The following is a 22,979-nucleotide window of genomic DNA, read 5'->3' as shown; positions in this document are numbered from 1 at the left end:
TCAGGCTTGCTTTGCGCGTAAAATGCGCGCCTTTCGCATCTCACCCGGACACCTGACATGGGCAACCTCTCGGTCAACCAGAACAAACTGCAGAAGCGCCTGCGCCGCCTGGCCGGCGAGGCCGTCACCGACTTCAACATGATCGAGGACGGCGACAAGGTCATGGTCTGCCTGTCCGGCGGCAAGGACAGCTACACCATGCTCGATGTGCTGCTCTATCTGCAGAAGGTCGCGCCGATCAAGTTCGAGATCGTTGCCGTGAACATGGACCAGAAGCAGCCCGGCTTTCCCGAGCATGTCCTTCCCGAATACCTGAAGTCCATCGGCGTCGAGTACCACATCATCGAGAAGGACACCTACTCGGTGGTGAAGGAGAAGATTCCGGAAGGCAAGACCACCTGCTCGCTGTGCTCACGTCTGCGCCGGGGCACGCTGTACACCTTTGCCGACGAGATCGGCGCGACGAAGATGGCGCTCGGGCATCATCGCGACGACATCCTGGAGACCTTCTTCCTCAACATGTTCTATGGCGGCACGCTGAAGGCCATGCCGCCCAAGCTGCTCTCCGACGATGGACGCAACGTGGTGATTCGCCCGCTGGCCTACTGCAACGAGGCGGACATCGAGGCGTACTCGACGATGAAGGAGTTTCCGATCATCCCGTGCAACCTCTGTGGTTCGCAGGAAAATCTGCAGCGCCAGGTGGTCAAGGAAATGCTGCAGGAGTGGGAGCGCAAGTCGCCAGGGCGCACCGAAATCATGTTTCGCGCGCTGCAGAATGTGGTGCCTTCGCAGCTGGCCGACCGCAACCTGTTCGATTTCAAGAGCCTGCGTATTGATGACAGCGCCACGCCGCGCTTCGTCGATGTGATGAGCCTGTAATCGGGCGCACCCGGCCGAGCCAGCCACTTTCTTTTTGCCGTGCCGGTTGAAAGCCGCAGTCCCGGCAGAGTATGGTTCGGTCATCTTCTGGAGATCAGCATGTCCCTGAACCCTGTAGCCCTGAACGTTGTCGATGCCGGTGCCATTCGCGCCGTGTTCGCTCGTGGGCAGCAGGTTGCAGCCGCTGGTTATTACTTTGGGTATTGGTTTAGCCACAGGCGCGCCTGATACCCCACAGGCGCCCTAGCAAGCAGGGTCGCCACCAGAACAGTTTTCGAACCCCCGGTCGGCCACCCGACCGGGGGTTTTTGTTTTTTCGGCCACGCGATGGCCCAACGCAACGAGGAACACGCCATGACCACTTACCGCACCGACCGTTATTACCGCTACGACTGGCGATTTAGCCGCTTCGACGCCGAACACAAAGCACGCGAACGAACACCCGACTAGCGCCGCCGCGGACCACCCGCGCCGGCAGAAGGAACCGCCAGATCATGAATGCATCCGCCACCGTACTTGCTCAACAACCCGTCGCCACCGCCGAAGCCAGCGTCGCCCGCCGCAGCGCGCAGCCGCTGCCCAGCCCCGCGGTATTGCGCCAGCGTCTGCCCTTGAACGACGCCCTTGCCGCACGCATCCATAACGACCGCAACGCCATCCGCGCCGTGCTCGACAGTCGTGATCCGCGCCTGCTGGTCGTCGTCGGGCCCTGTTCCCTGCACGATCCTGTCGCCGCGCTCGAGTACGCCGAGCGTCTCGCCGCGCTTGCACCTGACGTCAGCGATCAGCTGCTGCTGGTGATGCGCGCCTATGTGGAAAAACCGCGTACCACCGTCGGCTGGAAAGGCCTGGTCTACGACCCGCATCTGGACGGCAGCGGCAACATGGCCGAGGGGCTGCACCTGTCGCGCCGCCTGATGCTGGATATTCTCGAAACTGGTCTGCCGATTGCCACCGAACTGCTGCAGCCGCTGGCTGCCGGGTACTTCGACGATCTGCTGGGCTGGGCCGCGATTGGCGCGCGCACCAGCGAGTCGCAGATCCATCGCGAGCTGGTCAGCGGGCTGGACCTGCCGGTGGGCTTCAAGAATGGCACCGATGGCGGCCTGGGCATCGCTTGCGACGCCATGCGTTCAGCGGAACATCCACACCAGCACTTCGGCATCGACGATCTCGGCCATCCGGCACTGCTGCAGACGCGCGGTAATCCGGATACCCATCTGGTCCTGCGTGGCGGCCACGGCGCACCCAACTACGACGCGGTCAGTGTCGCTGCTGCCCGTCGTGCGCTGGAAAAGCAGGGGATCGCTCCGCGCATCATGGTCGATTGCAGCCACGCCAACAGTGGCAAGGACCCCCTGCGCCAGCCCGCGGTGCTGGAGTCGGTGATCGAGCAGCGCCTGGCTGGCGACATGAGTCTGCGTGGCGTCATGCTGGAGAGCCATCTGTTCGATGGTTGCCAGCCGCTGTCCGGCGAGCTGCGCTACGGCGTGTCGATCACCGACGGCTGCCTGGGTTGGACGGCGACCGAGCAGGTGCTGCGTCAGGCGGCGCAGCGGCTGCGCGGCTGATACCGAGAGCCCGCTGCACGTCTGAGCCGGCTCGCACGCAAACGACGTTCTGCTCGTAGGGTGGACAACGTGAAGCTTGTCCACCGTCTGCGCCTGGCGTCAGGGCAATGGGACGCGTACCAAGCGGTGTCATTCGGCCTGCGCCGGCTTCACAGCGGAAGCGGGCTTGCCCGCGAATATTCGTCCAGACCAGCCTGCGCGAACGCCACCTGACCGCTGCCGCCCAGCTGCGTCGATGGCGGCGGACTTGCGAGGCCGGCTCGTCACCGGCACCCTGTGCCGCTGCCGTCACCATCGGATCTGAACCATGCAAGACTACAAATGGCTGCACGAATACTGCCTCAACCGCTTCGGCTCGGCCGCGGCGCTGGAGGCCCGCCTGCCGCAACCGCGCAGTGCCGATGAATTGCGCGACGTTTCCGATGATCGCTATCTCTCGCTGATCAGCCTGCGCATTTTCCGCGCCGGCCTCAAGCACAGCCTGGTGGATGCAAAGTGGCCGGCGTTCGAGCAGGCGTTCTTCGGCTTCGACCCGGAAAAGGTCGTGCTGATGGGCGGTGAGCACATCGAACGATTGATGCAGGACACCCGGCTGATCCGCCATCTCGGCAAGCTCAAGAGCGTGCCGCGTAACGCGCAGTTCGTGCTCGATGTGGCGAAAGAGAAGGGCGGCTTCGGCAACCTGCTGGCCGATTGGCCGAGCGGCGACATCGTCGGCCTGTGGCGCTACCTGACCAGACACGGCAGCCAGCTCGGCGGATTGTCGGCGCCGCGCCTGTTGCGCATGGCCGGCAAAGACACCTTCGTGCCCAGCAATGACGTGGTAGCCGCGCTCAAGGCGCAGGAAATCGTCGACAAGGTTCCCAGCAGCCAGCGTGACCAGGCTGCGGTGCAGGCTGCGTTCAATCAGTGGCAGAGCGAGAGTGGCCGTCCGCTGTGTCAGCTCTCGGCGATGCTGGCGTTCACCGTCAACCACTGAGGCCGCTGCGACGGTTTGGCGCAGCGCCGTCCAGAGGCGTGCGGTGTAAAGTCGAAACATGACCATCGTCAAAGACAAGCGTGCGCAGATCGTATGGGTGCTCTTCACCTGCATCCTGCTCAATGCCTTTGTCTGCAGTCTGAACCACGCCACCCATGTGGGCTTCGGACTGGCCATGGGGCAGGACGCGTTCTGCGTCACCGGCGACGATGGTGGCTCCGGCCTCGGCGCGCTTCCCTCCGATTTACATGACCTGTCGCAGCATGCCCTCGACTGCCCGCTGTGCAGTTCGGTTTTCCTTGCCATCGTCGCACTGTTCGCCTTGGCCTGGCTGGGGCGGCGCACGACAGGGGCGAATCCGCTACCACCGATTGAGCGTCATGGCCCGTGCCACCACTGGCCGGCACTGAATCCGCGCGCGCCCTGAGATTTCCTGAATGACGTGATTCGCCGTTCTTCCGCCCAGCAGCAGCGGACGAGACGGCTACCTGTCGGAGCCTTCCGACGGCCCAGTCGATTCAGGGGATTTCACCATGACCATGATGGAACGATTCACCCGCGCCGATAGCCGCGTGAGCTATCGGCTGCCTTTTCCCGACTACCCCAGCAACGCCCGCAGCTTCGTGCATCTGGATGCCAAGTTGCTGCCGTACTGGCATGCGCTGTTCGATGTCTGCCCGCGGCTGCTCAAGCTTGACCCGCCAGAGGGACTGGAGATCTTTCGCCAGTTCATGACCTGGGCCTACGGCTGCCAGCTGGCGCTGGACTGGACCTTCCACCTCGGCGTCTGCCGCTGGTTGCTGGCCTCCGACTACCGCGAGCTGGTCGAGCCGGAGCATATCGAGGCCATGATGCTCGCCGCCGCAGCGCGTTGGGTCGCCAGCGATGACAGCCCGGCAATCGGCATCGTGCTCGGCTGGCGAGGCGACAGCGAGCATGTGTTCGACTGGAAGCCACGGGTGCGCCAGGGCGGACGCCCGCTCGCCGCCGAGGCGGAGGAGCTGCCGCCGGCGCCCTGGGACTTCGCCTGGAGCCCGCTCTCGAGCACGGCCGGCAACGGGTTTCGCCGCTGGCTGCGTGTGCCATGACTGCGACAGGGCGCCGCAGCGTGGCGATCGCGTCGCGCCTGACCCGGTGTCGCTCGCCGGTGTCACTGCTTGTTTGGAGCGCAGCGCCGCTCTGGCACAGATTGCCGCGAGTGGGTGGGGCAGGCTGTCGCAGTTGTCCGCTTGCGGGGTGCGCCGGACACTTTGCCTGCCTCGAACCAGAGCAGCTTCCACGGGTGGTTCGGGGTACCGCGATTGAGTCCAGGCGTCGCGCCCGGATGTCGGCCCCCACCCCAAGGGGGCCTTCAATCGCAACATGCTGCCGGAGCGCCAGGCGCTCGGGCGGTCACGCAAGGAGGTAGGCATGTTCAAGTCATCGCTCAGGCGAGACGTCGTGCTGGTAGTGCTGGCCAAGGTCGCGATCCTCATGATCATAAAAAACGTCTGGTTCGATGCCCCCAGCATTCCCGAGAACGGTTCGGTGCGCGTTGCCGACCATTTGCTTGATTCGCGGGGTTCGATCCCCGAGGGAGGGCCGAGATGATCTCGGAAAGCGTTGTCGATCTATCACGCCTGCAGTTCGCCATGACGGCGATGTATCACTTTCTCTTCGTGCCGTTGACCCTGGGGCTGGCGTTCCTGCTGGCGATCATGGAATCGGTCTACGTGATGACCGGCAAGCAGGTCTATCAGGACATGACCAAGTTCTGGGGCAAGCTGTTCGGCATCAACTTCGCCCTGGGCGTCACCACCGGACTGACCATGGAATTCCAGTTCGGTACCAACTGGGCCTACTACAGCCACTACGTCGGCGACATCTTCGGCGCGCCGCTGGCCATCGAGGGGTTGATGGCGTTCTTCCTCGAATCCACCTTCATCGGCCTGTTCTTCTTCGGCTGGGACCGGCTCTCCAAGGTGCAGCACCTAGCGGTCACCTGGCTGGTGGCGCTGGGCTCGAATCTCTCGGCGCTCTGGATCCTTATCGCTAATGGCTGGATGCAGAACCCGGTGGGCTCTGAGTTCAACTTCGAGACCATGCGCATGGAGCTGGTGGACTTCGGCGCGCTGCTGTTCAACCCGGTGGCGCAGGTCAAGTTCGTCCACACCGTGTCCGCGGGCTATGTCACCGGGGCGATTTTCGTGCTGGCGATTTCTTCCTTCTATCTATTGAAGAAGCGCGACCTGGGCTTTGCCCGCCGTTCGTTCGCCATCGCCGCGGTGTTCGGCCTGGCGTCGACGATCTCGGTGATCATCCTCGGCGACGAGTCCGGCTATGAGATTGGCGATGTGCAGAAGGTCAAGCTGGCCGCCATCGAGGCTGAGTGGGAAACCCACCCGGCGCCGGCCGGCTTCACCCTGTTCGGCCTGCCCAATCAGCAGGAGATGCGCACCGATTACGAAGTGAAGATCCCCTACGCACTAGGACTGATCGCCACGCGCTCGCTGGACGAGGAGGTAAAGGGCATCAAGCAGCTGATCGCCGAGCATGAGCTGCGCATCCGCAACGGCATGCTCGCCTACGAGCGCCTACAGGTGCTGCGTAGCGGCGACAAGTCGGCCGAAGCCATCGCCGCGTTCAATGAGGTCAAGCAGGACCTGGGCTACGGGCTGCTGCTGAAGAAGTACACCGCCGATGTGGTGGATGCCAGCGAGGAGCAGATCAAGCTCGCCGCGCTGGACACCATACCCAACGTGTTCAGCCTGTTCTGGACCTTCCGCGTGATGGTCGCCGCTGGCTTCCTGATGTTGCTGCTGTTTGCTCTGGCGAGCTGGGCATCGATCAAGCGCAATGCCGAGACAAAGCCCTGGCTGCTGAAGTTTGCGCTGTTCAGCCTGCCGCTGCCGTGGATCGCCGCGCAGACCGGCTGGTACGTCGCCGAGCATGGCCGTCAGCCATGGTCGATCGCCGAGGTACTGCCGACCCATCTGTCCACCTCGACGCTGGCGGCCGGCGATATCTGGGGCTCGCTGATCGCCCTGGTGGCCTTCTACAGCCTGCTGCTGGTGATCGAGATGTTCCTGATGATCCGCTTCGCACGGCTTGGGCCGAGCAGTCTGCACACCGGTCGTTATCACTTCGAACGGGACGTACGTGAAGCACGGGTGGCGTCGGCGCAGCCGAGCGGCCTGTCTTCCCAGCCTGGCAGCGTCTGAGGGAGATACGAGATGTTCGATTACGAAGTGCTCAAGCTCATCTGGTGGGTGCTGATCGGCGTGTTGCTGATCGGCTTCGCCCTGACCGATGGCTTCGACATGGGCGCCATGGCACTGATGCCCTTCGTCGGCAAGACCGACAACGAGCGACGCGTGGCGATCAACACCATCGCGCCACACTGGGATGGCAACCAGGTGTGGTTCATCACCGCCGGTGGTGCGCTGTTCGCTGCCTGGCCGATGGTCTATGCGGTGGCATTTTCCGGCCTGTACTGGGCGATGCTGCTGGTGCTGTTCGCGCTGTTCTGCCGCCCGGTGGGCTTCGACTATCGCAGCAAGGTGGAAGACCCGCGCTGGCGCAGCGCCTGGGACTGGGCGTTGTTCGTCGGCGGTGCGGTGCCGGCGCTGGTGTTCGGCGTGGCCTTCGGCAACCTGTTCCTCGGCCTGCCGTTCCAGCTGGACGAGCTGATGCGCTCGACCTATCAGGGCTCGTTCTTCGCGCTGCTCAACCCGTTCGCGCTGCTCTGCGGCATCGTCAGCCTGAGCATGCTCAGCGCCCACGGTGGCGCCTGGCTGATGCTGCGCACCGACGGCGCGCTGGCTGAGCGCTCGCGGCAGGCCACGCGCCTGTGCGTGCTGGTGTTCCTGTTCGGCTTCGTCGCGGCGGGTGTCTGGCTGGCGCTGGGCATTCAGGGCTTCAGCCAGCTGTCGGTCAGCGATCCGGGCGCCGCGCTCAATCCGCTGCTGGACAAGCAGGTGGCCCAGGACAATATCGGCTGGTTGGCCAACTACGGCCTCTATCCGGTCACCTTGATCGCGCCGGCCGCGGGCATCCTCGGGGCGTTGCTGGCGCTGCTCGGCTCCAGCCGCAACAGCGGTGGGGTGAGCTTCGTCGGAACCAGTCTGATGATCGTCGGCAGCATCTGTACCGCGGGCTTTGCGCTGTTTCCCTTCGTCTTCCCGTCGAGCCTCGATCCGGCCTCGAGCCTGACGATCTGGGATGCGGTCTCAAGTCAGAAGACGCTGGGCATCATGTTCGTTGTGGCCTGCATCTTCGTGCCGCTGATCCTCTGCTACACGCTGTGGAGCTACGTGCGCATGTGGGGCCGGCTCACCCAGAAAACCATCGAAGCCAACCCCCACGGGCTGTACTGACCGCGCGGGCGGGCCGCCGTGCCCGCCCGCCAAGGAGAGACGACTATGTGGTACTTCACCTGGATTCTCGGCGTGCTGCTGGCCAGCAGCTTCGGCATCATCAATGCGCTGTGGCTGGAAGCCACTCAGGACCTGGACGCCGAGCCGTGAGCAGTCGCGCGCAGGGGCACTGCTACGGCGCGTTCGGTCGCGTACTTTCTCTAGTGCTGGCCGCGCCGCTGGCGCTGGTCCTGCTGATCCATCCGGCGGCGATGCTGGACGGGCAGGGAGGCTACAGTCACCCGCAGCTGATGCTGGTGATGTGGGGTATTTCCGCCGGCTTCGTGCATGGCGTCGGCTTCGTGCCGCAATGGTGGGGCTGGCGCTGGCTGCTCGGCCCGCTGCCGGCCTGGCTGTTGTGTGCTTTGGGCTACGCGGTGCTGTTCCAGGCCCAGCTGGGCTGAGCGGGGGCGAATGCCTTTGCAGTCAGGCGCGGCGATTCGTAGGCTGATGGCCGTGGTCGCGACGCGGCCATCGGTTCCCCGCTCGATCGGGGGAGTGCCACCGAAACGGGTTCGCGACATTCATGGATATCGACAAGGCCGCCCAGGCGCTGAGCGGCGCCGAACGCATTCTGATCATCACCGGGGCCGGGCTGTCGGCCGACTCCGGGTTGCCCACCTACCGTGGCCTCGGCGGCCTCTATAACGGCGAAACCGAAGACGGCCTGCCGATCGAGGTGGCGCTATCCGGGCCGACGCTGCGGCGTGATCCGGCCTTGTGCTGGAAGTACCTGGCCGAAATCGGGCGGGCCTGCCTGCAAGCCGAGCCCAATGCCGGCCACTTCGCCATCGCCGAGCTGCAGCGGCGCAAACGCAGGGCCTGGGTGCTCACGCAGAACATCGATGGCTTCCACCGCCGAGCCGGCAGTCCGCCCGATCGCTTGATCGAGATTCACGGTCAGCTGTCGCCGCTGTCGTGCATGGGCTGCGGCAAGGTCGACGAACGTCCACTGCCTTCGCTGCTGGATCAGCCAATGCCGCCGCGCTGCCTGACCTGCGACGGGGTGTTGCGTCCTGCCGTGGTGCTGTTCGAGGAGATGCTGCCGGACTCCGCCCTGACTGCATTGCAGCAACAGGTGCAGCTCGGCTTCGACGCCGTGCTGGTGGTTGGAACCACGGCGAGCTTCGGCTACATCCTCGAGCCGGTATGGCGGGTGCGTCAGGCCGGCGGCTCGGTCGTCGAGGTGAACCTGCAAGCCACCGAAATCAGTCCGCTGGCGGACGTACTTCTGCAAGGAAGGGCCGCAGACGTTTTGTCGCAGCTGGTTCGTCACATTTCGTCCGATTGAATTTGATCATCGAAGCGATAGAGGGCATAGTCGCCGGCACTTTGAAATCACCGACACGGCTGTGCCCATGCGCCAACGCTTCGCACCCCTCGTGCCTCTCGCACTCATCGCCCTGCTGACCGCCTGCGCCGGCCAGCCTGTACAGACCGAGCAGCAAGCCGACGCGCCTCGTCTGTCGCAACACCATCCCTTGGCCGGATTCGACTTCGACGCGCTCGAAAAGAGCGAAGAGCAGTCGCTGGCAGAGCTTACCGATGAGCACGACTACCAGCTGCCGCAGCTGGCCGACAGCATTCTCGAGCGCGGCTTCACCCTAGTCGGTACCCCGTATCGCTACGGTGGCAGCTCGGTGAAGAGCGGTTTCGACTGCAGCGGCTTCGTCGGCTTCCTGTTCCGCAAGGAGGCAGGTCTCGAGCTGCCGCGCTCCACTCGCGAGCTGATCAACCTCGACGCACCGGTGGTCAAGCGCAACGAGCTGGAACCCGGTGACGTGGTGTTCTTCAACAACCGTGGCCGTGGCCGGGTCAGCCATGCCGGCATCTACATCGGCGATGACCAGTTCATCCACGCCTCCAGCAGCCGCAGCGGTGGCGTGCGCGTCGACAGCCTGGATGACCGTTACTGGCGCGCCAGCTACATGGAAGCAAAACGCGTGCTGGCCCTGGCGTCCGATCTGGCTTCGCACACGTCCCAGCACTGATCCCGCGACCTGCGGGGGTTGCGTCTTCCCGCACATGCCGGCAGAGTGATGGCTCATTTGCCTGGACCGCTCTGCCATGCACTATCCGGCTCGTCTCACGCTCGTTGTTCTGACTGTGCTGCTGACCGCCTGTGCCGGAAAGGCACCCACGCCGCCGGTCGTGCAGACACCCAGGGTCCACCAACAGCCCGTGCCTGGCGCCGCTGAAGACGTGCTGTTCAGTGCGATTGGTCTGGTCGGCACGCCTTATCGCTGGGGCGGCAACACGCCGGATAGCGGTTTCGACTGCAGTGGCCTGATCGGCTACGTCTACCACGGCGCAGCCGGCATCCAGCTCCCTCGCACCACTCAGGCCATGAGCAATCTGCGCGGCCCCTCCGTACGGCGCGACGCATTGCAGCCCGGCGATCTGGTGTTCTTCGCTACCAGCGGTGGGCGCCGGGTCAGCCACGCGGGCATCTACGTTGGCGAAGACCGCTTCGTTCACGCGCCATCTTCTGGCGGCACGGTACGCCTGGACAGTCTTACCGCCGGCTACTGGAATAAGAGTTATCTGGGCGCCAAGCGCGTGCTCGACCAGGAGCAACTGGCCCGCAACCCCTGAGCGTCATCCGCATAGAACCCCCGTCGTAGACGCCCTGTCTTTAGTCGTACTCACATGCTGAAACACTCCCCGTTTGACATGCGGTGATTTCGCTCGCCTGGCGCTTTGGCTACCATGCGCATCCCCAATTCCTCCCCGTGCGTCGTTCCGTCGCGCACAGCCCCTTTTTCCCCACTTCCATTAGGTGAGATATGCCTGAATTGCTGACGTACGTGCTGATTGCACTGGCGGTCGCGGCGCTGCTTGGTGTCGTACTCGAAGAAATTACTCACGTGAACAAGGCCAAGGTGACGCTGTTCTTCGGCACCCTGGCCTGGCTGCTCTTGTTCATCTTCACACCGGTGGGCGAGGCGCGGGAAACCGTGCTGGAAAGCCTCAACGAGAACATCGCCGAGATCGCCGGATTGTGGATCTTCCTGGTGGCGGCCATGACCTTCGTTGCCTATCTGAACAAGAAGGGCATGATCGAGAACCTGATCTATCTGGTGTTGCCCACGCGGATCAGTGAGCGCGCGCTGCTGTTCCTCACAGCGACCTTCTGCTTCGTGTTCTCGTCGCTCGCCGACAACATCACCGCGACGCTGGTCTCCATCACCCTGATTCTCTCGCTGCAGCTGGATCGGGCGAAGACCATCAAGTTCGCTACCTTGGTGGTTTTCTCCGTCAACTCCGGTGGCGTCGCGCTGATTACCGGCGACGTCACCACGCTGATGATCTTCCTCGCTGGCAAGGTGGCGATCCTCCAGCTGCTGGCACTGGCCGTGCCGGCATTCGTCGCGGTGATGGTGCTGGCCGCCATGCTGTCGATCGGTATGAAGGGCGAGGTGGTGGTGCAGGGCCAGCGCAACGATGTGCGCGGTGTCGACGTGGCGATTGCACTGATCTTCCTGTGCACCATCCTCAGCACCATTGTCGGCAACTTCCTGTTCCAGATCCCGCCGGTGCTGACCTTCCTCGCCGGCCTCTCGGTGATGTTCCTGGTTGCGCGCTTCTTCAGCGACGACAACGACTCCGATCCGATTCTCGAATACGTGCGCCAGGTGGAGTTCGAGACGCTGTTCTTCTTCCTCGGCATCCTCCTGCTCGTCGGCATGCTCAAGGAGATTCGCGTGCTCGACGGGCTGGTGCACATCTATGACCAGGTGCCGGCAGTGATGGCCAACTACCTGATGGGCGTAATGTCGGCGGCCATCGACAACGTGCCGCTGACCGCAGCGCTGCTGAAATCAGGCCTGGAAATGGGTGTCGCCGAATGGATGGTGCTGACCTATGCGGTCGGTGTTGGCGGCTCGCTGCTGGTGATCGGTTCGGCGTCGGGCATCGTCGCCATGAGCAAGGTGCCGGGGCTGACCTTCGGCAGCTACCTGCGCTACATGCTCTACCTGTTCATCGCCTTCAACATCGGCTTCGCCGGTGTCTATCTGGTCGGCCTGTCGGTGGGCTGACCGCGGTTCGCGTGCTAGCGCGGGTCACCAGCTCAGGTTGAAGTGCGAACCCAGCACGAAGCGACCGTCGAGCAGGTCCCAGCGCTCGACGCAGACCTTCTTCTGTTCGCCGGGATGCAGCTTCAGCCGGTTGAAGGAGTTTGGCGAGGTGCCACGCAGGCGGGTCGAGAGCGTGGTGCCGGCCTGCACCATCCAGATCTCCCGCGCGAGGCCGCTGTACTGCTTGGACAACGGCAGCACGTAGGGCAGATGGATGTGCCCGCCCATGACCAGGTCCAGCCCGTGCTCGGCCCAGCGCTGCAGCGCGAATTCGGCGCCGTGCTGCAGGTTGCTCAGATCGCTCGGCACCATCGCGCCGAATGGCTGGTGGGCCACCACGATGCGAATCTTGTGCGGGTTGCCATCGGCCAGCCGCTGCGCCACCCGCTCCACTTGTCGCCCCGTCACCACGCCGTCCTTGTGCCGGCGCGGATGGGTGGTATTGAGCCCGATCACCAGCATGTCGTCGTTCTCGAATACCGGCTCCAGCTCATCGCCGAAGTGTCGCCGGTAGTTGCTGTACGGCGTGAACAGGCGGGCGAAGAGGTTGTACAGCGGGATGTCGTGATTGCCCGGAATCACCAGCGTCTCGCCGACGCCATCGGCCTGCACGCGGCGCACGAAGGCGGCGGCACTGGCGAACTGCCCGCGACGGGCACGCTGGGTGATGTCGCCGGAGAACACCAGCAGGTCGGCCCGGTGTTCGCGTACATGGTCCTCCAGGGCCTGGACCACGGAAGGTTGTTCGGTACCGAAATGGGTGTCTGAAATCTGCACGATGCTGGTCATGGGCGTCGGATATGGGTCCTGGCTGATTGCTGGCATTGTTGCATTCGAAGCCTTTTGGCGTCCGCCGTTCCGAGCGCCGAGATGCAAGCGGAAATTGCAGGGCGCTGCGACAACCCCGTGGTTGCGTCAAGCCCGGCCTTGGACTAACCTCCGCGTCGCCTCAGGTGCCCCCTCTTCAGCGAGGGGGTGAAACAGGGAAGCCGGTCCATTCTCACGAAGATTCCGGCGCTGCCCCCGCAACGGTAGGCGAGTCGAGAAACCCTAATAGCCACTGTGCTCAACGCATGGGAAGGCGCGGTTTCGGGACGCCGCAAGGCGTACGCTCGCAAGCCCGGAGACCGGCCTGTCGCATTTCACTGACAGTGCGGCGGGCGCTGGGCGGGTGCATATCCCTCGCGGTATTCACTTCCTTTTGCGGTTCCTCCGTCTGTCTTCGTCGACTTTCAGTCGTGCGGGTGGGCACGACGGAGACCTGTACCTTGACTTGCAAGCCCCGTTTCAAGCCAGCGGCCTATGTGCTGCTCGGCAGTTTTCCCCTTTCCATTGGCCAGCTGGCCGCAGCCCCGCTGGATCTCCAGCAACAGGTGGTGACCGCCACCCGCACCGCGCAGACGGCTCAGCAGAGCCTGGCCGCGGTGACCGTGATAGACCGCGAGCGGATCGAACGCAGCCAGGCGAGTTCGCTGCCCGAGCTGCTCAAGCAGGTGCCTGGCGTATCGCTGGCCAACAACGGCGGGCCCGGCAAGTCCACCTCGCTGTTCATGCGCGGCACCGAATCCGATCACGTGCTGGTGATGATCGATGGCATCAAGATCGGCTCGGTCTCGGGCGGCGGCGCGGCCCTGCAGGATCTGCCGCTGGAGCTGATCGAGCGCATCGAGGTGGTCCGCGGTCCACGCTCCAGCCTGTACGGCTCGGAGGCCATCGGCGGGGTGATCCAGATATTCACCCGCAAGGGCCAGGGGCAGGGCGTCAAGCCGTTCTTCTCGGCCGGCTACGGCACCCATGACACCTACACGGGCAGCGCCGGCGTTTCCGGTGGTGACGGTCGTGGCTGGTACAGCCTGGGCGTCAGTGGCTCGGACACCGACGGCATCAACGTCAAGTCGGCGGACACCAGCGGCTACGAACGTGATGCCGATGGCTATCGCAACCTGTCCGCGACGCTGAGCGCCGGCTACCGCTTCGACAACGGCCTGGAGCTGGACGCCAACCTGCTGCAGGCCAAATCCCATAACGACTACGACAGCGTAAACCGCTCCCGCACGTCCGGTTTCGGCGCCAATGCCGATGGCGAGTCGAGGGTCTTCGGCACCCGTGCGCGCTTCAGTCCGCTGGAACCCTGGCTGGTGACGCTGCAGGCCGGGCGCAGCGAAGACAAATCCGATGCCTATCAGGACGGACAGTTCTATTCACGCTTCGACAGCCGTCGCGACACGTTCAGCTGGCAGAACGATATCGAGCTGGCCGCGGGGCATACGCTGATCCTGGGTGCCGACCACCAGCGCGATGAGGTCAACGGCACCACGGTGTATGCCGAGGATTCCCGGGACAACGACGGCTATTTCGCTCAGTACCTGGGCGAGGTCGGCCGCCATGACTGGCAGCTGTCGCTGCGACGTGATGATAACGAGCAGTTCGGCCAGCACGACACCGGCAACATCGGCTACGGCTATGCGCTGACCGACTGGTTGCGCGGCACCATCAGCTATGGCACGGCATTCAAGGCGCCGACCTTCAACGAGCTGTATTTCCCCGACTACGGCAATCCCGAGCTGGACGCGGAAACCTCCGAGAGCCTCGAAGTCGGCCTTGCCGGGCAGCATGGCTGGGGCCACTGGGCGGTGAATGCCTATCGCACCGTGGTCGATGACCTCATCGCCTATGACGCCAGCATTTCCGCGCCGGCCAACGTGCAGGAAGCGCGTATCCGCGGGGTCGAGCTGGTGCTCGGCAGCCAATTGTTCGGTTGGGACTGGAACGCCAACTACAGCCTGCTGGAGCCGGAGAACCGCTCCGCCGGGGCCAACCGCGGCAACGAGCTGGCGCGCCGGGCCAAGCAGCTATTCAACCTTGACCTCGACCGCCGGCTCGGTGCCTTCAGCGTTGGCGCCAGCCTGCACGCCGAGGGGCAGCGTTACGACGACCTGGCCAACACCCGCGAGCTGTCCGGCTACGCCACCCTCGACCTGCGTGGCGAATACCGCATCACCCCGGAGTGGCGCCTGCAGGCGCGCGTCGCCAACCTGCTGGACGCCGACTACGAAACCGCCGAGGGCTACAACCAGCCCGGCCAGGCCGCTTACCTGACCGTGCGCTACCAGGCGCTGTAAGACCGCGACGCGGGCATGTCGCCCGCGCCCACCAGAGGAGATTGCAATGATCAAGCTTGCCCCGAGATACCAGCTGCTGGTCGGCCTCGCGCTTGCCGCGCTGCTGGCCATGACCCGCGGACAGCACTTCGCCAGCGTGAACCTGCCCAGCGCGTCCTGGGCGGTGTTCTTCCTCGCCGGCGTGCTGGTGCGGCCGAAGTGGGTGTTTCCGGCACTGTTTCTCGAGGCTTCGCTGCTGGATTTCGCCGCCATCCAGTGGGCCGGTGTCAGCGACTGGTGCATGTCGCCGGCGTACTGGATGCTCGTGCCGGCATACGGTTCGCTGTGGCTGGGCGGTCGACTCTATGCACGTCTGCATCGTGACCATTTCAGCAGCCTGGCGACCCTGGCGCTGTGCGTGATGGCGAGCGCCTTCGTTTGCTACCTGTTCTCCGGCGGCGGCTTCCTCTATTTCTCCGGGCGCTATCCCGAGCCGACCCTGGCGCTGCTGGCCGAGCGCATCGCCACCTATTACCCGCGTTACCTGTCGACCCTGGCGCTGTATGTCGGCGTCGCCGCGCTGCTGTTCGTCGGCCTACGTGCCTGGGCCGGGCAGCGTGACGAGGCCCGCGCATGAGTGAGTCCAGCGAACGCGACGATCGCCACAAGGCGCGCATGCAGCGCAAGAAGGCGCTGATCGACGAGAAGATTGCCGAGGCGCAGGACGAGTACGGCCTGCTGCTGGTGCACACCGGTAATGGCAAGGGCAAGAGCAGTTCGGCTTTCGGCATGGTGGCGCGTGCGCTCGGCCATGGCATCAAGGTCGGCGTGGTGCAATTCATCAAGGGCGCGGCCAGCACCGGCGAGGAGGCATTCTTCCGGCGCTTCCCGGACGAGGTCCGCTACCACGTGATGGGTGAGGGCTTCACCTGGGAAACCCAGGATCGCCAGCGTGACATCGCCAAGGCCCGCGAAGCCTGGGCGGTCGCAGCCGAGCTGCTGGCCGATCCCGAGATCGGCCTGGTGGTGCTCGACGAACTGAACATCGCCCTGAAGTACGGCTACCTGGAGCTGGCGCCGGTGCTCGCCGACATCGAGTCGCGGCCGCTGCTGCAGCACGTGGTGGTCACCGGCCGCGGCGCCCCGCCGGGTCTGGTCGAGGCGGCGGACACCGTCACCGAGATGGCGTTGGTCAAACATGCGTTCAAGGCCGGCGTTAAGGCGCAGAAAGGCGTCGAATTTTGATGCCAGCGCTCAAGACATTCACGGACCGTTGCATAGGGTGGATGACGTCTGTTTCATCCACCATCGGCGTGGTCGGTGGATGGGTGAAGCGTCATCCAACCTACGATGCTGATGAGAGACCGCGATGACCAGTAGAAACTGCCCGGCGCTGTTGATCGCCGCACCTGCTTCCGGCCAGGGCAAGACTACCGTCACTGCCGCTCTGGCGCGGCTGCATGCGCGGCAGGGCAAGCGCGTGCGGGTGTTCAAATGCGGGCCGGACTTCCTCGACCCGATGATCCTTGCGCGTGCCAGCGGCAAGCCGGTCTATCAGCTCGATCTGTGGATGGTCGGCGAAGAGGAGTCGCGGCGCCTGCTCTGGGAAGCGGCGGGCGAGGCCGACCTGATCCTGATCGAAGGGGTGATGGGCCTGTTCGATGGTTCGCCCTCGGCGGCTGATCTGGCGCGGCGCTTCGGCGTGCCGGTGCTGGCGGTCATCGATGGCTCGGCCATGGCGCAGACCTTCGGCGCCATGGCGCACGGGCTGAGCAGCTTCCAGCCGGACCTGCCGTTCGATGGCGTGCTGGCCAATCGGGTCGGCAGCGCCCGGCATGGCGAGATTCTGCGCGACAGCCTGCCGGAGTCGATCCGCTGGTACGGCGCCTTGCCGCGCAGTGTCGAGGTGGAACTGCCAAGCCGGCACCTGGGGCTGGTGCAGGCCGAGGAGCTGGCTGATCTGGACGCCCGTCTGGATGCCGCGGCCGATGCCCTGGCACTCAGTGCAGACACCGAGTTGCCTGCCCCGGTCACTTTCGCCGCGCCGGCCAGTGCGCCGCTCGAACCGCTGCTGGCGGGTGTGCGCATCGGCGTTGCACGCGATGCGGCCTTTGCCTTTCTCTACCAGGCCAATCTCGACTTGCTGCAGGCGTTGGGCGCCGAGTTGCTGTTTTTCTCGCCGCTGCGCTTCGCCCGCTTGCCGGCCGTGGACAGCCTGTACCTGCCCGGCGGCTATCCCGAGCTGCATCTGCGCGCGTTATCGCGCAATGGGCCAATGGCTGAGGCGATCCGTGCGCATCATGAGTCGGGCAAGCCGATCCTCGCCGAGTGCGGCGGCATGCTCTACCTGCTCGACGGGCTGACCGACCGTGGCGACGAGCGCGCGCAGATGCTCGGCCTGCTGCCCGGCGAGGCGCGCATGCACAAGCGCCTGACCGCGCTGGCGCTGCAGGAAGTGGAGCTGCCGGAAGGGCGGCTGCGCGGGCACACCTTCCACCATTCCGCGCTGGAGTCGCCACTCGAGCCGCTGGCTCGCGGCGAATGCCCGAACTACAAGCGCACCGCCGAGGCGGTCTACCGCCGGGGGCGGCTGACGGCGTCCTATATCCACCTGTACCTGCCGTCCGATCCGGCAGCCGCCGCGGCGCTGTTCCGGCCATGAGCGCGCATGCCTTCAGCCCGCAGGAGCGCGCGGCGGTCTATCGGGCCATTGGCGAGCGCCGCGACATGCGCCATTTCGCCGGCGGCGAGGTAGCGCCGGAGCTGTTGTCGAGACTGCTCAACGCTGCGCATCAGGCACCCAGCGTCGGCCTGATGCAGCCGTGGCGCTTTGTCCGCATCACCCGCCCCGAGTTGCGCACGGCCATCGCCGATCTGGTCGGTGAGGAGCGCCAGCGCACGGCTCAGGCGCTCGGCGAGCGTTCCGCCGAGTTCATGCGGCTCAAGGTCGAGGGCATCGAGGATTGCGCCGAACTGCTGGTCGCCGCGTTGATGGATGGCCGCGAACAACATATCTTCGGCCGCCGCACGCTGCCGGAGATGGATCTCGCTTCGCTGGCCTGCGCGATCCAGAATCTCTGGCTCGCGGCACGAGCGGAAGGCCTGGGGATGGGCTGGGTGTCACTGTTCGATCCCGACGCGCTGGCCGCCTTGCTCGGCATGCCGGGCGGTGCCAAGCCGGTGGCGATCCTCTGCCTCGGGCCGGTGCAGGAGTTCTATCCGGCACCGATGCTGGCACTGGAAGGCTGGACCACGCCGCGACCGCTGCACGAACTGGTTTTCGAGAATGCCTGGGAGGCGAAATGAGCAAGGGGCCGCAGCGCATCGTCTGCCTGTCCACCGAGACCTGCGAAACGCTTTACCTGCTGGGCGAGCAGGCGCGCATCGTCGGCATCTCCGGCTTCACCGTGCGCCCGCCGCAGGCGCGCAAGGAGAAGCCCAAGGTCAGCGGCTTCACCAGCGTCAAGCATGAGCAGATTCTCGCCCTCGAGCCGGACCTGGTGCTCGGCTACAGCGACTTGCAGGGCGACATGCTCGCCGAGCTGGCGCGCGAAGGGCTGGACGTGCACCTGTTCAACCAGCGCGATATCGCCGGCATCCTGCGTATGATCGAGACGCTCGGTGCGCTGGTGCATGCCGGCGAGCGTGCGCGGGCGCTGATCGCCGAGCTGCAGGCCGGGCTGGACGTCATCCGCGCCAGCGCCGCCGCCTTGCCGCGCCGGCCGCGGGTGTACTTCGAGGAATGGAACGAGCCGCTGATTTCCGGCATCGCCTGGGTCAGCGAGCTGATCGAACTGGCCGGTGGCGAGGACTGCTTCGCCGAGCTGGCGTCGTTCAAGCGCGCCAAGCAACGCATCATCGAGGACCCGCAGGAAGTGGTGCGCCGCGCGCCAGAGCTGATCGTCGGCTCCTGGTGCGGGCGCCGTTTTCGCCCGGAACAGGTGGCTGCACGGCCTGGCTGGCAGGCGATTCCGGCGGTGCGCACGGGCCAGCTGCACGAGATCAAGTCGCCGGACATTCTCAACCCCGGCCCGGCGGTGCTGACCGACGGCGTACGCCAGCTGCATGCGCTGATCAGTGCCTGCGCGCAGAGGGCCGAGTGAGTCTGTTCCTCACCGTTAGCGCGGCGCTGCTGCTGGATGCATTGCTCGGCGAGCCGAAGCGGGCGCATCCACTGGTAGCCTTCGGTCGCCTGGCCGATCGCCTGGAGCAGCATTTCAACGGATCTGCGGCGCGCGGCTGGCGCAGCCACGGGGTGACCGCCTGGTGCCTGGCGGTGCTACCGCTGACCTTGCTGGCCTGGCTGCTCAGCCTGTTACCGACCGTCGGCTGGCTGGTGGAGGTCGTAATGCTCTATCTGGCCCTGGGCCTGCGAAGTCTGGGCGAGCATGCACTGCCGGTGGCGCAGGCGCTGTGGCGGCATGATCTGCCAGAGGCACGCCGCCGCGTCGGTTGGATCGTCAGCCGCGACACCACGCAGCTGGACGAGGAGGGCGTGGCCCGTGCGGCCACCGAGTCGGTGCTGGAGAACGGCAGCGATGCGGTGTTCGCCGCGCTGTTCTGGTTTATCGTCGCCGGTGCGCCGGGTGTGGTGCTGTACCGCCTGAGCAATACGCTGGACGCCATGTGGGGCTATCGCAACGCGCGCTTCGAGCGCTTCGGCTGGGCCGCGGCGCGCATCGACGACGTGCTCAACTACCTGCCGGCACGGCTGGTCGCGCTGACCTATGCATTGCTCGGGCGCACCCGCCGCGCGCTGCGTTGCTGGCGCACCCAGGCGCCGCTGTGGGACAGCCCCAACGCTGGTCCGGTAATGGCGTCCGGGGCTGGAGCGCTGGGTGTGGTGTTGGGTGGCGCCGCCATTTATCACGGTGAAGTGCATGCGCGGCCCGAGCTGGGCCGGGGCCAGGCGCCGCAGGCGCGGCATATCGAACATGCGCTGGACCTGGTCTGGGGTGGCGTCGGCGTCTGGCTGCTGACACTGCTGTTTGGTGGCTGGCTCTATGCTTGAGCACGGTGGACGTTTGCGCGCAGCCGCACAGCGCTACGGCATTCCGCTTTCGGATTGGCTCGACCTGTCCACTGGCATCGCCCCTTATCACCCGCCGTTGCCGAGCATTTCCAGCTGCGCCTGGACACGTCTGCCAGAGCCTGAAGATGGCCTGGAAGTAGCGGCCCGGCAGTACTACGGTGCGCGCGCGGTGTTGCCAGTGGCCGGTTCGCAGAGTGCCATCCAGGCCCTGCCGCGCCTGCGCGGGTCGGCACGGATCGGCATCGTATCGCCCTGTTATGCCGAGCACGCCGAGGCCTGGCGTCGCGCCGGCCACCGTGTCGTCGAGCTCTGCGAGGCCAGCGTGCCGCGTGCACTGGATCAGCTCGACGTGCTGGTGGTGGTCAACCCGAACAATCCCACCGGCCAGCTGATTGCGCCGCAGCGCCTGCTGGAGTGGCGCAGTGAGCTGGCGGCCTACGGCGGCTGGTTGGTGGTGGACGAGGCGTTCATGGACTGCACGCCGCAGCACAGTCTGGCCGAGCACAGCCACCTGCCCGGACTGATCGTGCTGCGCTCGTTCGGCAAATTCTTTGGCCTAGCCGGCGCGAGACTGGGTTTCGTACTTGCCCACACTGGCCTGCTGCGTTCCCTGGCCAGGCTGCTCGGCCCCTGGGCGGTGAATGGCCCGACGCGGCAGCTGGGCGCAGTGCTGCTGGCTGATCAGTCTGCTCAGCAGCGCCAGCGCGAATGCCTGCACTGCGACGGCCAGCGTCTGACCGATCTGCTACGCCGCCATGGCCTTGCGCCGCTGGGCGGCTGCGCACTGTTCCAGTGGTGGGTCAGCGACGACGCTGCTCTGCTGCATGACTTTCTCGCCCGTCGCGGCATTCTCACACGGTTTTTCGCTCAGCCTTCCAGCGTGCGTTTCGGCCTGCCGACCGATATTGGTTGGGCGCGGCTTGATCAGGCTCTGCAATTTTTCAGGGAGCAACATTCATGACGACGCTGATGGTGCAGGGCACCACCTCCGACGCCGGCAAGAGCACGCTGGTGACGGCGCTGTGCCGCTGGTTGGCACGCCAGGGGGTTGCCGTCGTGCCGTTCAAACCGCAGAACATGGCGCTCAACAGCGCGGTGACTGCAGATGGCGGCGAAATCGGCAGGGCTCAGGCGGTACAGGCGCAGGCGGCGAACCTTGCGCCGCACACCGACATGAATCCGGTGCTCTTGAAGCCCAACAGCGACATCGGCGCCCAGGTGATCATCCATGGTCGCGCGGTGACCAGCATGGATGCCGCCGCCTACCATGACTACAAGCGCGTGGCGATGCAGGCGGTGCTCGACTCGCACCAGCGGCTGTCCGCGGCTTATCGCGTGGTGATGGTCGAGGGCGCCGGTTCGCCTGCGGAGATCAATCTGCGCGCCGGCGATATCGCCAACATGGGCTTCGCCGAGGCGGTGGATTGCCCGGTGATCCTGATCGCCGATATCGACAAGGGTGGGGTGTTCGCCCATCTGGTCGGCACCCTGGCGTTGCTCTCGGAAAGCGAGCAGGCGCGGGTTCAGGGCTTCGTCATCAACCGTTTTCGTGGCGACATTGCGCTGTTGCAGCCCGGTCTCGACTGGCTGGAGCAACGCACCGGCAAGCCGGTACTGGGCGTGCTGCCGTACCTGATGGATCTGCACCTGGAGGCCGAAGATGCCATCGATGTGCGCCAGTCCGGCAAGGCCGGCGACGCGCTGAAGGTGGTGGTGCCGGTGCTGCCACGCATCAGCAATCACACCGACTTCGACCCGTTGCGCCTGCACCCGCAGGTCGACCTGCAGTTCGTCGGTCCCGGGCAGCCGGTGCCGCCTGCCGATCTGATCATCCTGCCCGGCTCGAAAAGCGTACGCGCCGACCTCACCTGGCTGCGCGCCAACGGCTGGGAAGCAGCAATCCAGAAGCACCTGCGCTACGGCGGCAAATTGCTGGGCATCTGTGGCGGCCTGCAGATGCTCGGCACGCGCATTGCTGATCCGCTCGGGCTGGAAGGTGCGGCGGGGGAGAGCGAGGCGCTCGGGCTGCTGGATTTCGACACGGTTCTTGAGGCGGACAAGCAGTTGCGCAACGTCACCGGCCGGTTGCTACCGGACGGCGTGCCGGTCAGCGGCTACGAGATTCATGCCGGCGTCAGCAGCGGCCCGGCGCTCGAGCAGCCAGCGGTGCAGCTCGACGATGGCCGCTTCGATGGCGCCATCAGCGCCGACGGGCAGGTGCTCGGCACCTATCTGCACGGCCTGTTCGAAGGCCCCGAGGCCTGTGCCGCCCTGCTGCGCTGGGCAGGCCTCGATGCGGTGGAAACTGTCGACTACCACGCGCTGCGTGAGCGCGACATCGAGCGCCTGGCCGACCTGGTCGAGACACATCTGGATACCGCGCGGTTACGCGCGCTCTGCGGGCTGGAAGACTGAGCATGCTGGAACTGATTCTTGGCGGCGCCCGCTCGGGCAAGAGCCGCTTTGCCGAGCGTCTGGCTGCCGATAGCGGCCTGGCGGTTACCTATATCGCCACCAGCCAGCCGCTGGACGGCGAGATGACCGAGCGCATCGCCCATCACCGTGAGCGGCGCCCGGCGCACTGGACACTGGTCGAAGAACCCCTGCAACTGGCGCGGGTGCTGCGCGAGCAGGCTGCTGCGAATCGCTGCCTGCTGGTCGACTGCCTGACCCTCTGGCTAACCAACCTGCTGATGCTGGACGACGCGGCGCGCCTCGCCGAGGAGCGTAATGCCCTGCTCGAATGCCTGGACGGGCTGCCAGGGCGGATCCTGCTGGTCAGCAACGAGACCGGCCTCGGCGTGGTGCCGCTGGGCGAGCTGACCCGTCGCTATGTGGACGAGGCCGGCTGGCTGCACCAGGCCGTGGCGGAACGGGCGCAGCGGGTGACCTTTATGGTCGCCGGGCTGCCCATGACATTGAAGGACGCACATTGAAGGAA

General features: G+C 65.4%; 25 protein-coding genes and 1 riboswitch. Of the genes, 24 read left to right on the top strand and 1 reads right to left on the bottom strand.

The genetic code is table 11. The annotated features are described in order from the left end of the window. The first annotated feature begins 57 nt into the window (after positions 1-57). The 14 genes from ttcA to nhaD all read left to right on the top strand — a co-directional run bounded on the left by ttcA (position 58) and on the right by nhaD (position 11,866). Entirely contained in the window at positions 58-882 is an 825-nt protein-coding gene (gene ttcA / locus LLJ08_RS14805) for a tRNA 2-thiocytidine(32) synthetase TtcA (protein ID WP_125862293.1), read from the top strand. Positions 883-1,376: 494 nt separating this feature from the next. Then, the gene (locus LLJ08_RS14800; protein WP_228207360.1) at positions 1,377-2,453 is read left to right on the top strand and encodes a 3-deoxy-7-phosphoheptulonate synthase; all 1,077 of its coding nucleotides are present in this window, start codon (positions 1,377-1,379) and stop codon (positions 2,451-2,453) included. 307 nt (positions 2,454-2,760) lie between these two features. Beyond that, positions 2,761-3,432: a DNA-3-methyladenine glycosylase I gene (locus LLJ08_RS14795; protein ID WP_228207359.1), complete on the top strand. Its 672-nt coding sequence runs from the start codon at positions 2,761-2,763 to the stop codon at positions 3,430-3,432. A 58-nt stretch (positions 3,433-3,490) separates the two neighbouring features. Then, the gene (locus LLJ08_RS14790; RefSeq protein WP_228207358.1) at positions 3,491-3,859 is read left to right on the top strand and encodes a DUF2946 domain-containing protein; all 369 of its coding nucleotides are present in this window, start codon (positions 3,491-3,493) and stop codon (positions 3,857-3,859) included. 106 nt (positions 3,860-3,965) lie between these two features. Then, positions 3,966-4,520: a putative natural product biosynthesis protein gene (locus LLJ08_RS14785; protein ID WP_014819712.1), complete on the top strand. Its 555-nt coding sequence runs from the start codon at positions 3,966-3,968 to the stop codon at positions 4,518-4,520. A 322-nt stretch (positions 4,521-4,842) separates the two neighbouring features. Next, a complete protein-coding gene (gene cydP, locus LLJ08_RS14780; RefSeq protein WP_003283920.1) occupies positions 4,843-5,022 on the top strand; it encodes a cytochrome oxidase putative small subunit CydP in 180 nt (59 codons plus the stop codon). Continuing rightward, on the top strand, positions 5,019-6,632 hold the full coding sequence (locus tag LLJ08_RS14775) for a cytochrome ubiquinol oxidase subunit I (protein WP_228207357.1): 1,614 nt from the start codon (positions 5,019-5,021) through the stop codon (positions 6,630-6,632). Before cydP ends, LLJ08_RS14775 begins: the two co-directional genes overlap by 4 nt. 12 nt (positions 6,633-6,644) lie before the next feature. After that, positions 6,645-7,787, top strand: coding sequence for a cytochrome d ubiquinol oxidase subunit II (gene cydB / locus LLJ08_RS14770; protein WP_014819714.1), 1,143 nt, complete (start codon positions 6,645-6,647; stop codon positions 7,785-7,787). Positions 7,788-7,832: 45 nt separating this feature from the next. After that, on the top strand, positions 7,833-7,937 hold the full coding sequence (gene cydX, locus LLJ08_RS14765; RefSeq protein ID WP_003297956.1) for a cytochrome bd-I oxidase subunit CydX: 105 nt from the start codon (positions 7,833-7,835) through the stop codon (positions 7,935-7,937). Continuing rightward, positions 7,934-8,230 (top strand): cyd operon YbgE family protein, encoded by a 297-nt coding sequence (locus LLJ08_RS14760; protein WP_041013435.1) that lies wholly within the window; start codon positions 7,934-7,936, stop codon positions 8,228-8,230. The genes cydX and LLJ08_RS14760 overlap by 4 nt, the downstream gene beginning before the upstream one ends. A 122-nt stretch (positions 8,231-8,352) precedes the next feature. Beyond that, the gene (locus LLJ08_RS14755; protein ID WP_228207356.1) at positions 8,353-9,117 is read left to right on the top strand and encodes an NAD-dependent deacylase; all 765 of its coding nucleotides are present in this window, start codon (positions 8,353-8,355) and stop codon (positions 9,115-9,117) included. A 67-nt stretch (positions 9,118-9,184) separates the two neighbouring features. Next, positions 9,185-9,817 carry a C40 family peptidase gene (locus LLJ08_RS14750; RefSeq protein ID WP_104098571.1) on the top strand — a complete coding sequence of 211 codons (633 nt, stop codon included), beginning with the start codon at positions 9,185-9,187 and terminating at the stop codon, positions 9,815-9,817. A gap of 76 nt (positions 9,818-9,893) precedes the next feature. Next, on the top strand, positions 9,894-10,421 hold the full coding sequence (locus tag LLJ08_RS14745; protein ID WP_102821407.1) for a C40 family peptidase: 528 nt from the start codon (positions 9,894-9,896) through the stop codon (positions 10,419-10,421). A 191-nt stretch (positions 10,422-10,612) separates the two neighbouring features. Then, complete coding sequence (gene nhaD, locus LLJ08_RS14740) at positions 10,613-11,866, top strand: sodium:proton antiporter NhaD (RefSeq protein ID WP_228207355.1); 1,254 nt, start codon at positions 10,613-10,615, stop codon at positions 11,864-11,866. A gap of 24 nt (positions 11,867-11,890) precedes the next feature. Here the strand turns inward: nhaD and LLJ08_RS14735 are convergent, their stop codons facing one another. After that, complete coding sequence (locus LLJ08_RS14735; protein ID WP_228208950.1) at positions 11,891-12,694, bottom strand: metallophosphoesterase family protein; 804 nt, start codon at positions 12,692-12,694, stop codon at positions 11,891-11,893. Positions 12,695-12,839: 145 nt separating this feature from the next. Further along, positions 12,840-13,055: riboswitch (cobalamin riboswitch) on the top strand. A gap of 118 nt (positions 13,056-13,173) precedes the next feature. Here LLJ08_RS14735 and btuB point away from each other — a divergent pair. The 10 genes from btuB (at position 13,174) to cobU (ending at position 22,974) form a co-directional block, all read left to right on the top strand. Further along, positions 13,174-15,027: a TonB-dependent vitamin B12 receptor gene (gene btuB / locus LLJ08_RS14730; protein WP_041013439.1), complete on the top strand. Its 1,854-nt coding sequence runs from the start codon at positions 13,174-13,176 to the stop codon at positions 15,025-15,027. Between the two features lie 46 nt (positions 15,028-15,073). Continuing rightward, positions 15,074-15,643 carry a hypothetical protein gene (locus tag LLJ08_RS14725; RefSeq protein ID WP_015277759.1) on the top strand — a complete coding sequence of 190 codons (570 nt, stop codon included), beginning with the start codon at positions 15,074-15,076 and terminating at the stop codon, positions 15,641-15,643. After that, on the top strand, positions 15,640-16,251 hold the full coding sequence (gene cobO, locus LLJ08_RS14720; protein ID WP_015277758.1) for a cob(I)yrinic acid a,c-diamide adenosyltransferase: 612 nt from the start codon (positions 15,640-15,642) through the stop codon (positions 16,249-16,251). The genes LLJ08_RS14725 and cobO overlap by 4 nt, the downstream gene beginning before the upstream one ends. A gap of 124 nt (positions 16,252-16,375) precedes the next feature. Beyond that, positions 16,376-17,668, top strand: a complete 1,293-nt coding sequence (locus LLJ08_RS14715; RefSeq protein WP_101274285.1) for a cobyrinic acid a,c-diamide synthase CobB — start codon at positions 16,376-16,378, stop codon at positions 17,666-17,668. Next, entirely contained in the window at positions 17,665-18,312 is a 648-nt protein-coding gene (bluB, locus tag LLJ08_RS14710; RefSeq protein ID WP_003297940.1) for a 5,6-dimethylbenzimidazole synthase, read from the top strand. Before LLJ08_RS14715 ends, bluB begins: the two co-directional genes overlap by 4 nt. Beyond that, positions 18,309-19,109 (top strand): cobalamin-binding protein, encoded by an 801-nt coding sequence (locus LLJ08_RS14705; protein WP_213573518.1) that lies wholly within the window; start codon positions 18,309-18,311, stop codon positions 19,107-19,109. Before bluB ends, LLJ08_RS14705 begins: the two co-directional genes overlap by 4 nt. Further along, the gene (gene cbiB, locus LLJ08_RS14700; protein WP_228207354.1) at positions 19,106-20,017 is read left to right on the top strand and encodes an adenosylcobinamide-phosphate synthase CbiB; all 912 of its coding nucleotides are present in this window, start codon (positions 19,106-19,108) and stop codon (positions 20,015-20,017) included. The genes LLJ08_RS14705 and cbiB overlap by 4 nt, the downstream gene beginning before the upstream one ends. Beyond that, complete coding sequence (gene cobD, locus LLJ08_RS14695) at positions 20,010-20,999, top strand: threonine-phosphate decarboxylase CobD (RefSeq protein WP_228207353.1); 990 nt, start codon at positions 20,010-20,012, stop codon at positions 20,997-20,999. Before cbiB ends, cobD begins: the two co-directional genes overlap by 8 nt. Continuing rightward, a complete protein-coding gene (locus tag LLJ08_RS14690; RefSeq protein WP_228207352.1) occupies positions 20,996-22,453 on the top strand; it encodes a cobyric acid synthase in 1,458 nt (485 codons plus the stop codon). Before cobD ends, LLJ08_RS14690 begins: the two co-directional genes overlap by 4 nt. Positions 22,454-22,455: 2 nt before the next feature. Continuing rightward, positions 22,456-22,974 carry a bifunctional adenosylcobinamide kinase/adenosylcobinamide-phosphate guanylyltransferase gene (cobU, locus tag LLJ08_RS14685; protein ID WP_228207351.1) on the top strand — a complete coding sequence of 173 codons (519 nt, stop codon included), beginning with the start codon at positions 22,456-22,458 and terminating at the stop codon, positions 22,972-22,974. Positions 22,975-22,979: the final 5 nt, after the last annotated feature.

The sequence above is a fragment of the Stutzerimonas chloritidismutans genome (genome assembly GCF_020783375.1).
Lineage (GTDB): Bacteria > Pseudomonadota > Gammaproteobacteria > Pseudomonadales > Pseudomonadaceae > Stutzerimonas > Stutzerimonas kunmingensis.
This window is presented reverse-complemented; position numbering and strand designations above follow the sequence as displayed.

What these genes read in the sequence shown, in the direction of transcription:
- ttcA (WP_125862293.1), top strand. Translation starts at nt 58, where the DNA reads ATGGGCAACCTCTCGGTCAACCAGAACAAACTGCAGAAGCGCCTGCGC.
- LLJ08_RS14800 (WP_228207360.1), top strand. Translation starts at nt 1,377, where the DNA reads ATGAATGCATCCGCCACCGTACTTGCTCAACAACCCGTCGCCACCGCC.
- LLJ08_RS14795 (WP_228207359.1), top strand. Translation starts at nt 2,761, where the DNA reads ATGCAAGACTACAAATGGCTGCACGAATACTGCCTCAACCGCTTCGGC.
- LLJ08_RS14790 (WP_228207358.1), top strand. Translation starts at nt 3,491, where the DNA reads ATGACCATCGTCAAAGACAAGCGTGCGCAGATCGTATGGGTGCTCTTC.
- LLJ08_RS14785 (WP_014819712.1), top strand. Translation starts at nt 3,966, where the DNA reads ATGACCATGATGGAACGATTCACCCGCGCCGATAGCCGCGTGAGCTAT.
- cydP (WP_003283920.1), top strand. Translation starts at nt 4,843, where the DNA reads ATGTTCAAGTCATCGCTCAGGCGAGACGTCGTGCTGGTAGTGCTGGCC.
- LLJ08_RS14775 (WP_228207357.1), top strand. Translation starts at nt 5,019, where the DNA reads ATGATCTCGGAAAGCGTTGTCGATCTATCACGCCTGCAGTTCGCCATG.
- cydB (WP_014819714.1), top strand. Translation starts at nt 6,645, where the DNA reads ATGTTCGATTACGAAGTGCTCAAGCTCATCTGGTGGGTGCTGATCGGC.
- cydX (WP_003297956.1), top strand. Translation starts at nt 7,833, where the DNA reads ATGTGGTACTTCACCTGGATTCTCGGCGTGCTGCTGGCCAGCAGCTTC.
- LLJ08_RS14755 (WP_228207356.1), top strand. Translation starts at nt 8,353, where the DNA reads ATGGATATCGACAAGGCCGCCCAGGCGCTGAGCGGCGCCGAACGCATT.
- LLJ08_RS14750 (WP_104098571.1), top strand. Translation starts at nt 9,185, where the DNA reads ATGCGCCAACGCTTCGCACCCCTCGTGCCTCTCGCACTCATCGCCCTG.
- LLJ08_RS14745 (WP_102821407.1), top strand. Translation starts at nt 9,894, where the DNA reads ATGCACTATCCGGCTCGTCTCACGCTCGTTGTTCTGACTGTGCTGCTG.
- nhaD (WP_228207355.1), top strand. Translation starts at nt 10,613, where the DNA reads ATGCCTGAATTGCTGACGTACGTGCTGATTGCACTGGCGGTCGCGGCG.
- LLJ08_RS14735 (WP_228208950.1), bottom strand. Translation starts at nt 12,694, where the DNA reads ATGACCAGCATCGTGCAGATTTCAGACACCCATTTCGGTACCGAACAA.
- LLJ08_RS14725 (WP_015277759.1), top strand. Translation starts at nt 15,074, where the DNA reads ATGATCAAGCTTGCCCCGAGATACCAGCTGCTGGTCGGCCTCGCGCTT.
- cobO (WP_015277758.1), top strand. Translation starts at nt 15,640, where the DNA reads ATGAGTGAGTCCAGCGAACGCGACGATCGCCACAAGGCGCGCATGCAG.
- LLJ08_RS14715 (WP_101274285.1), top strand. Translation starts at nt 16,376, where the DNA reads ATGACCAGTAGAAACTGCCCGGCGCTGTTGATCGCCGCACCTGCTTCC.
- bluB (WP_003297940.1), top strand. Translation starts at nt 17,665, where the DNA reads ATGAGCGCGCATGCCTTCAGCCCGCAGGAGCGCGCGGCGGTCTATCGG.
- LLJ08_RS14705 (WP_213573518.1), top strand. Translation starts at nt 18,309, where the DNA reads ATGAGCAAGGGGCCGCAGCGCATCGTCTGCCTGTCCACCGAGACCTGC.
- cobD (WP_228207353.1), top strand. Translation starts at nt 20,010, where the DNA reads ATGCTTGAGCACGGTGGACGTTTGCGCGCAGCCGCACAGCGCTACGGC.
- LLJ08_RS14690 (WP_228207352.1), top strand. Translation starts at nt 20,996, where the DNA reads ATGACGACGCTGATGGTGCAGGGCACCACCTCCGACGCCGGCAAGAGC.
- cobU (WP_228207351.1), top strand. Translation starts at nt 22,456, where the DNA reads ATGCTGGAACTGATTCTTGGCGGCGCCCGCTCGGGCAAGAGCCGCTTT.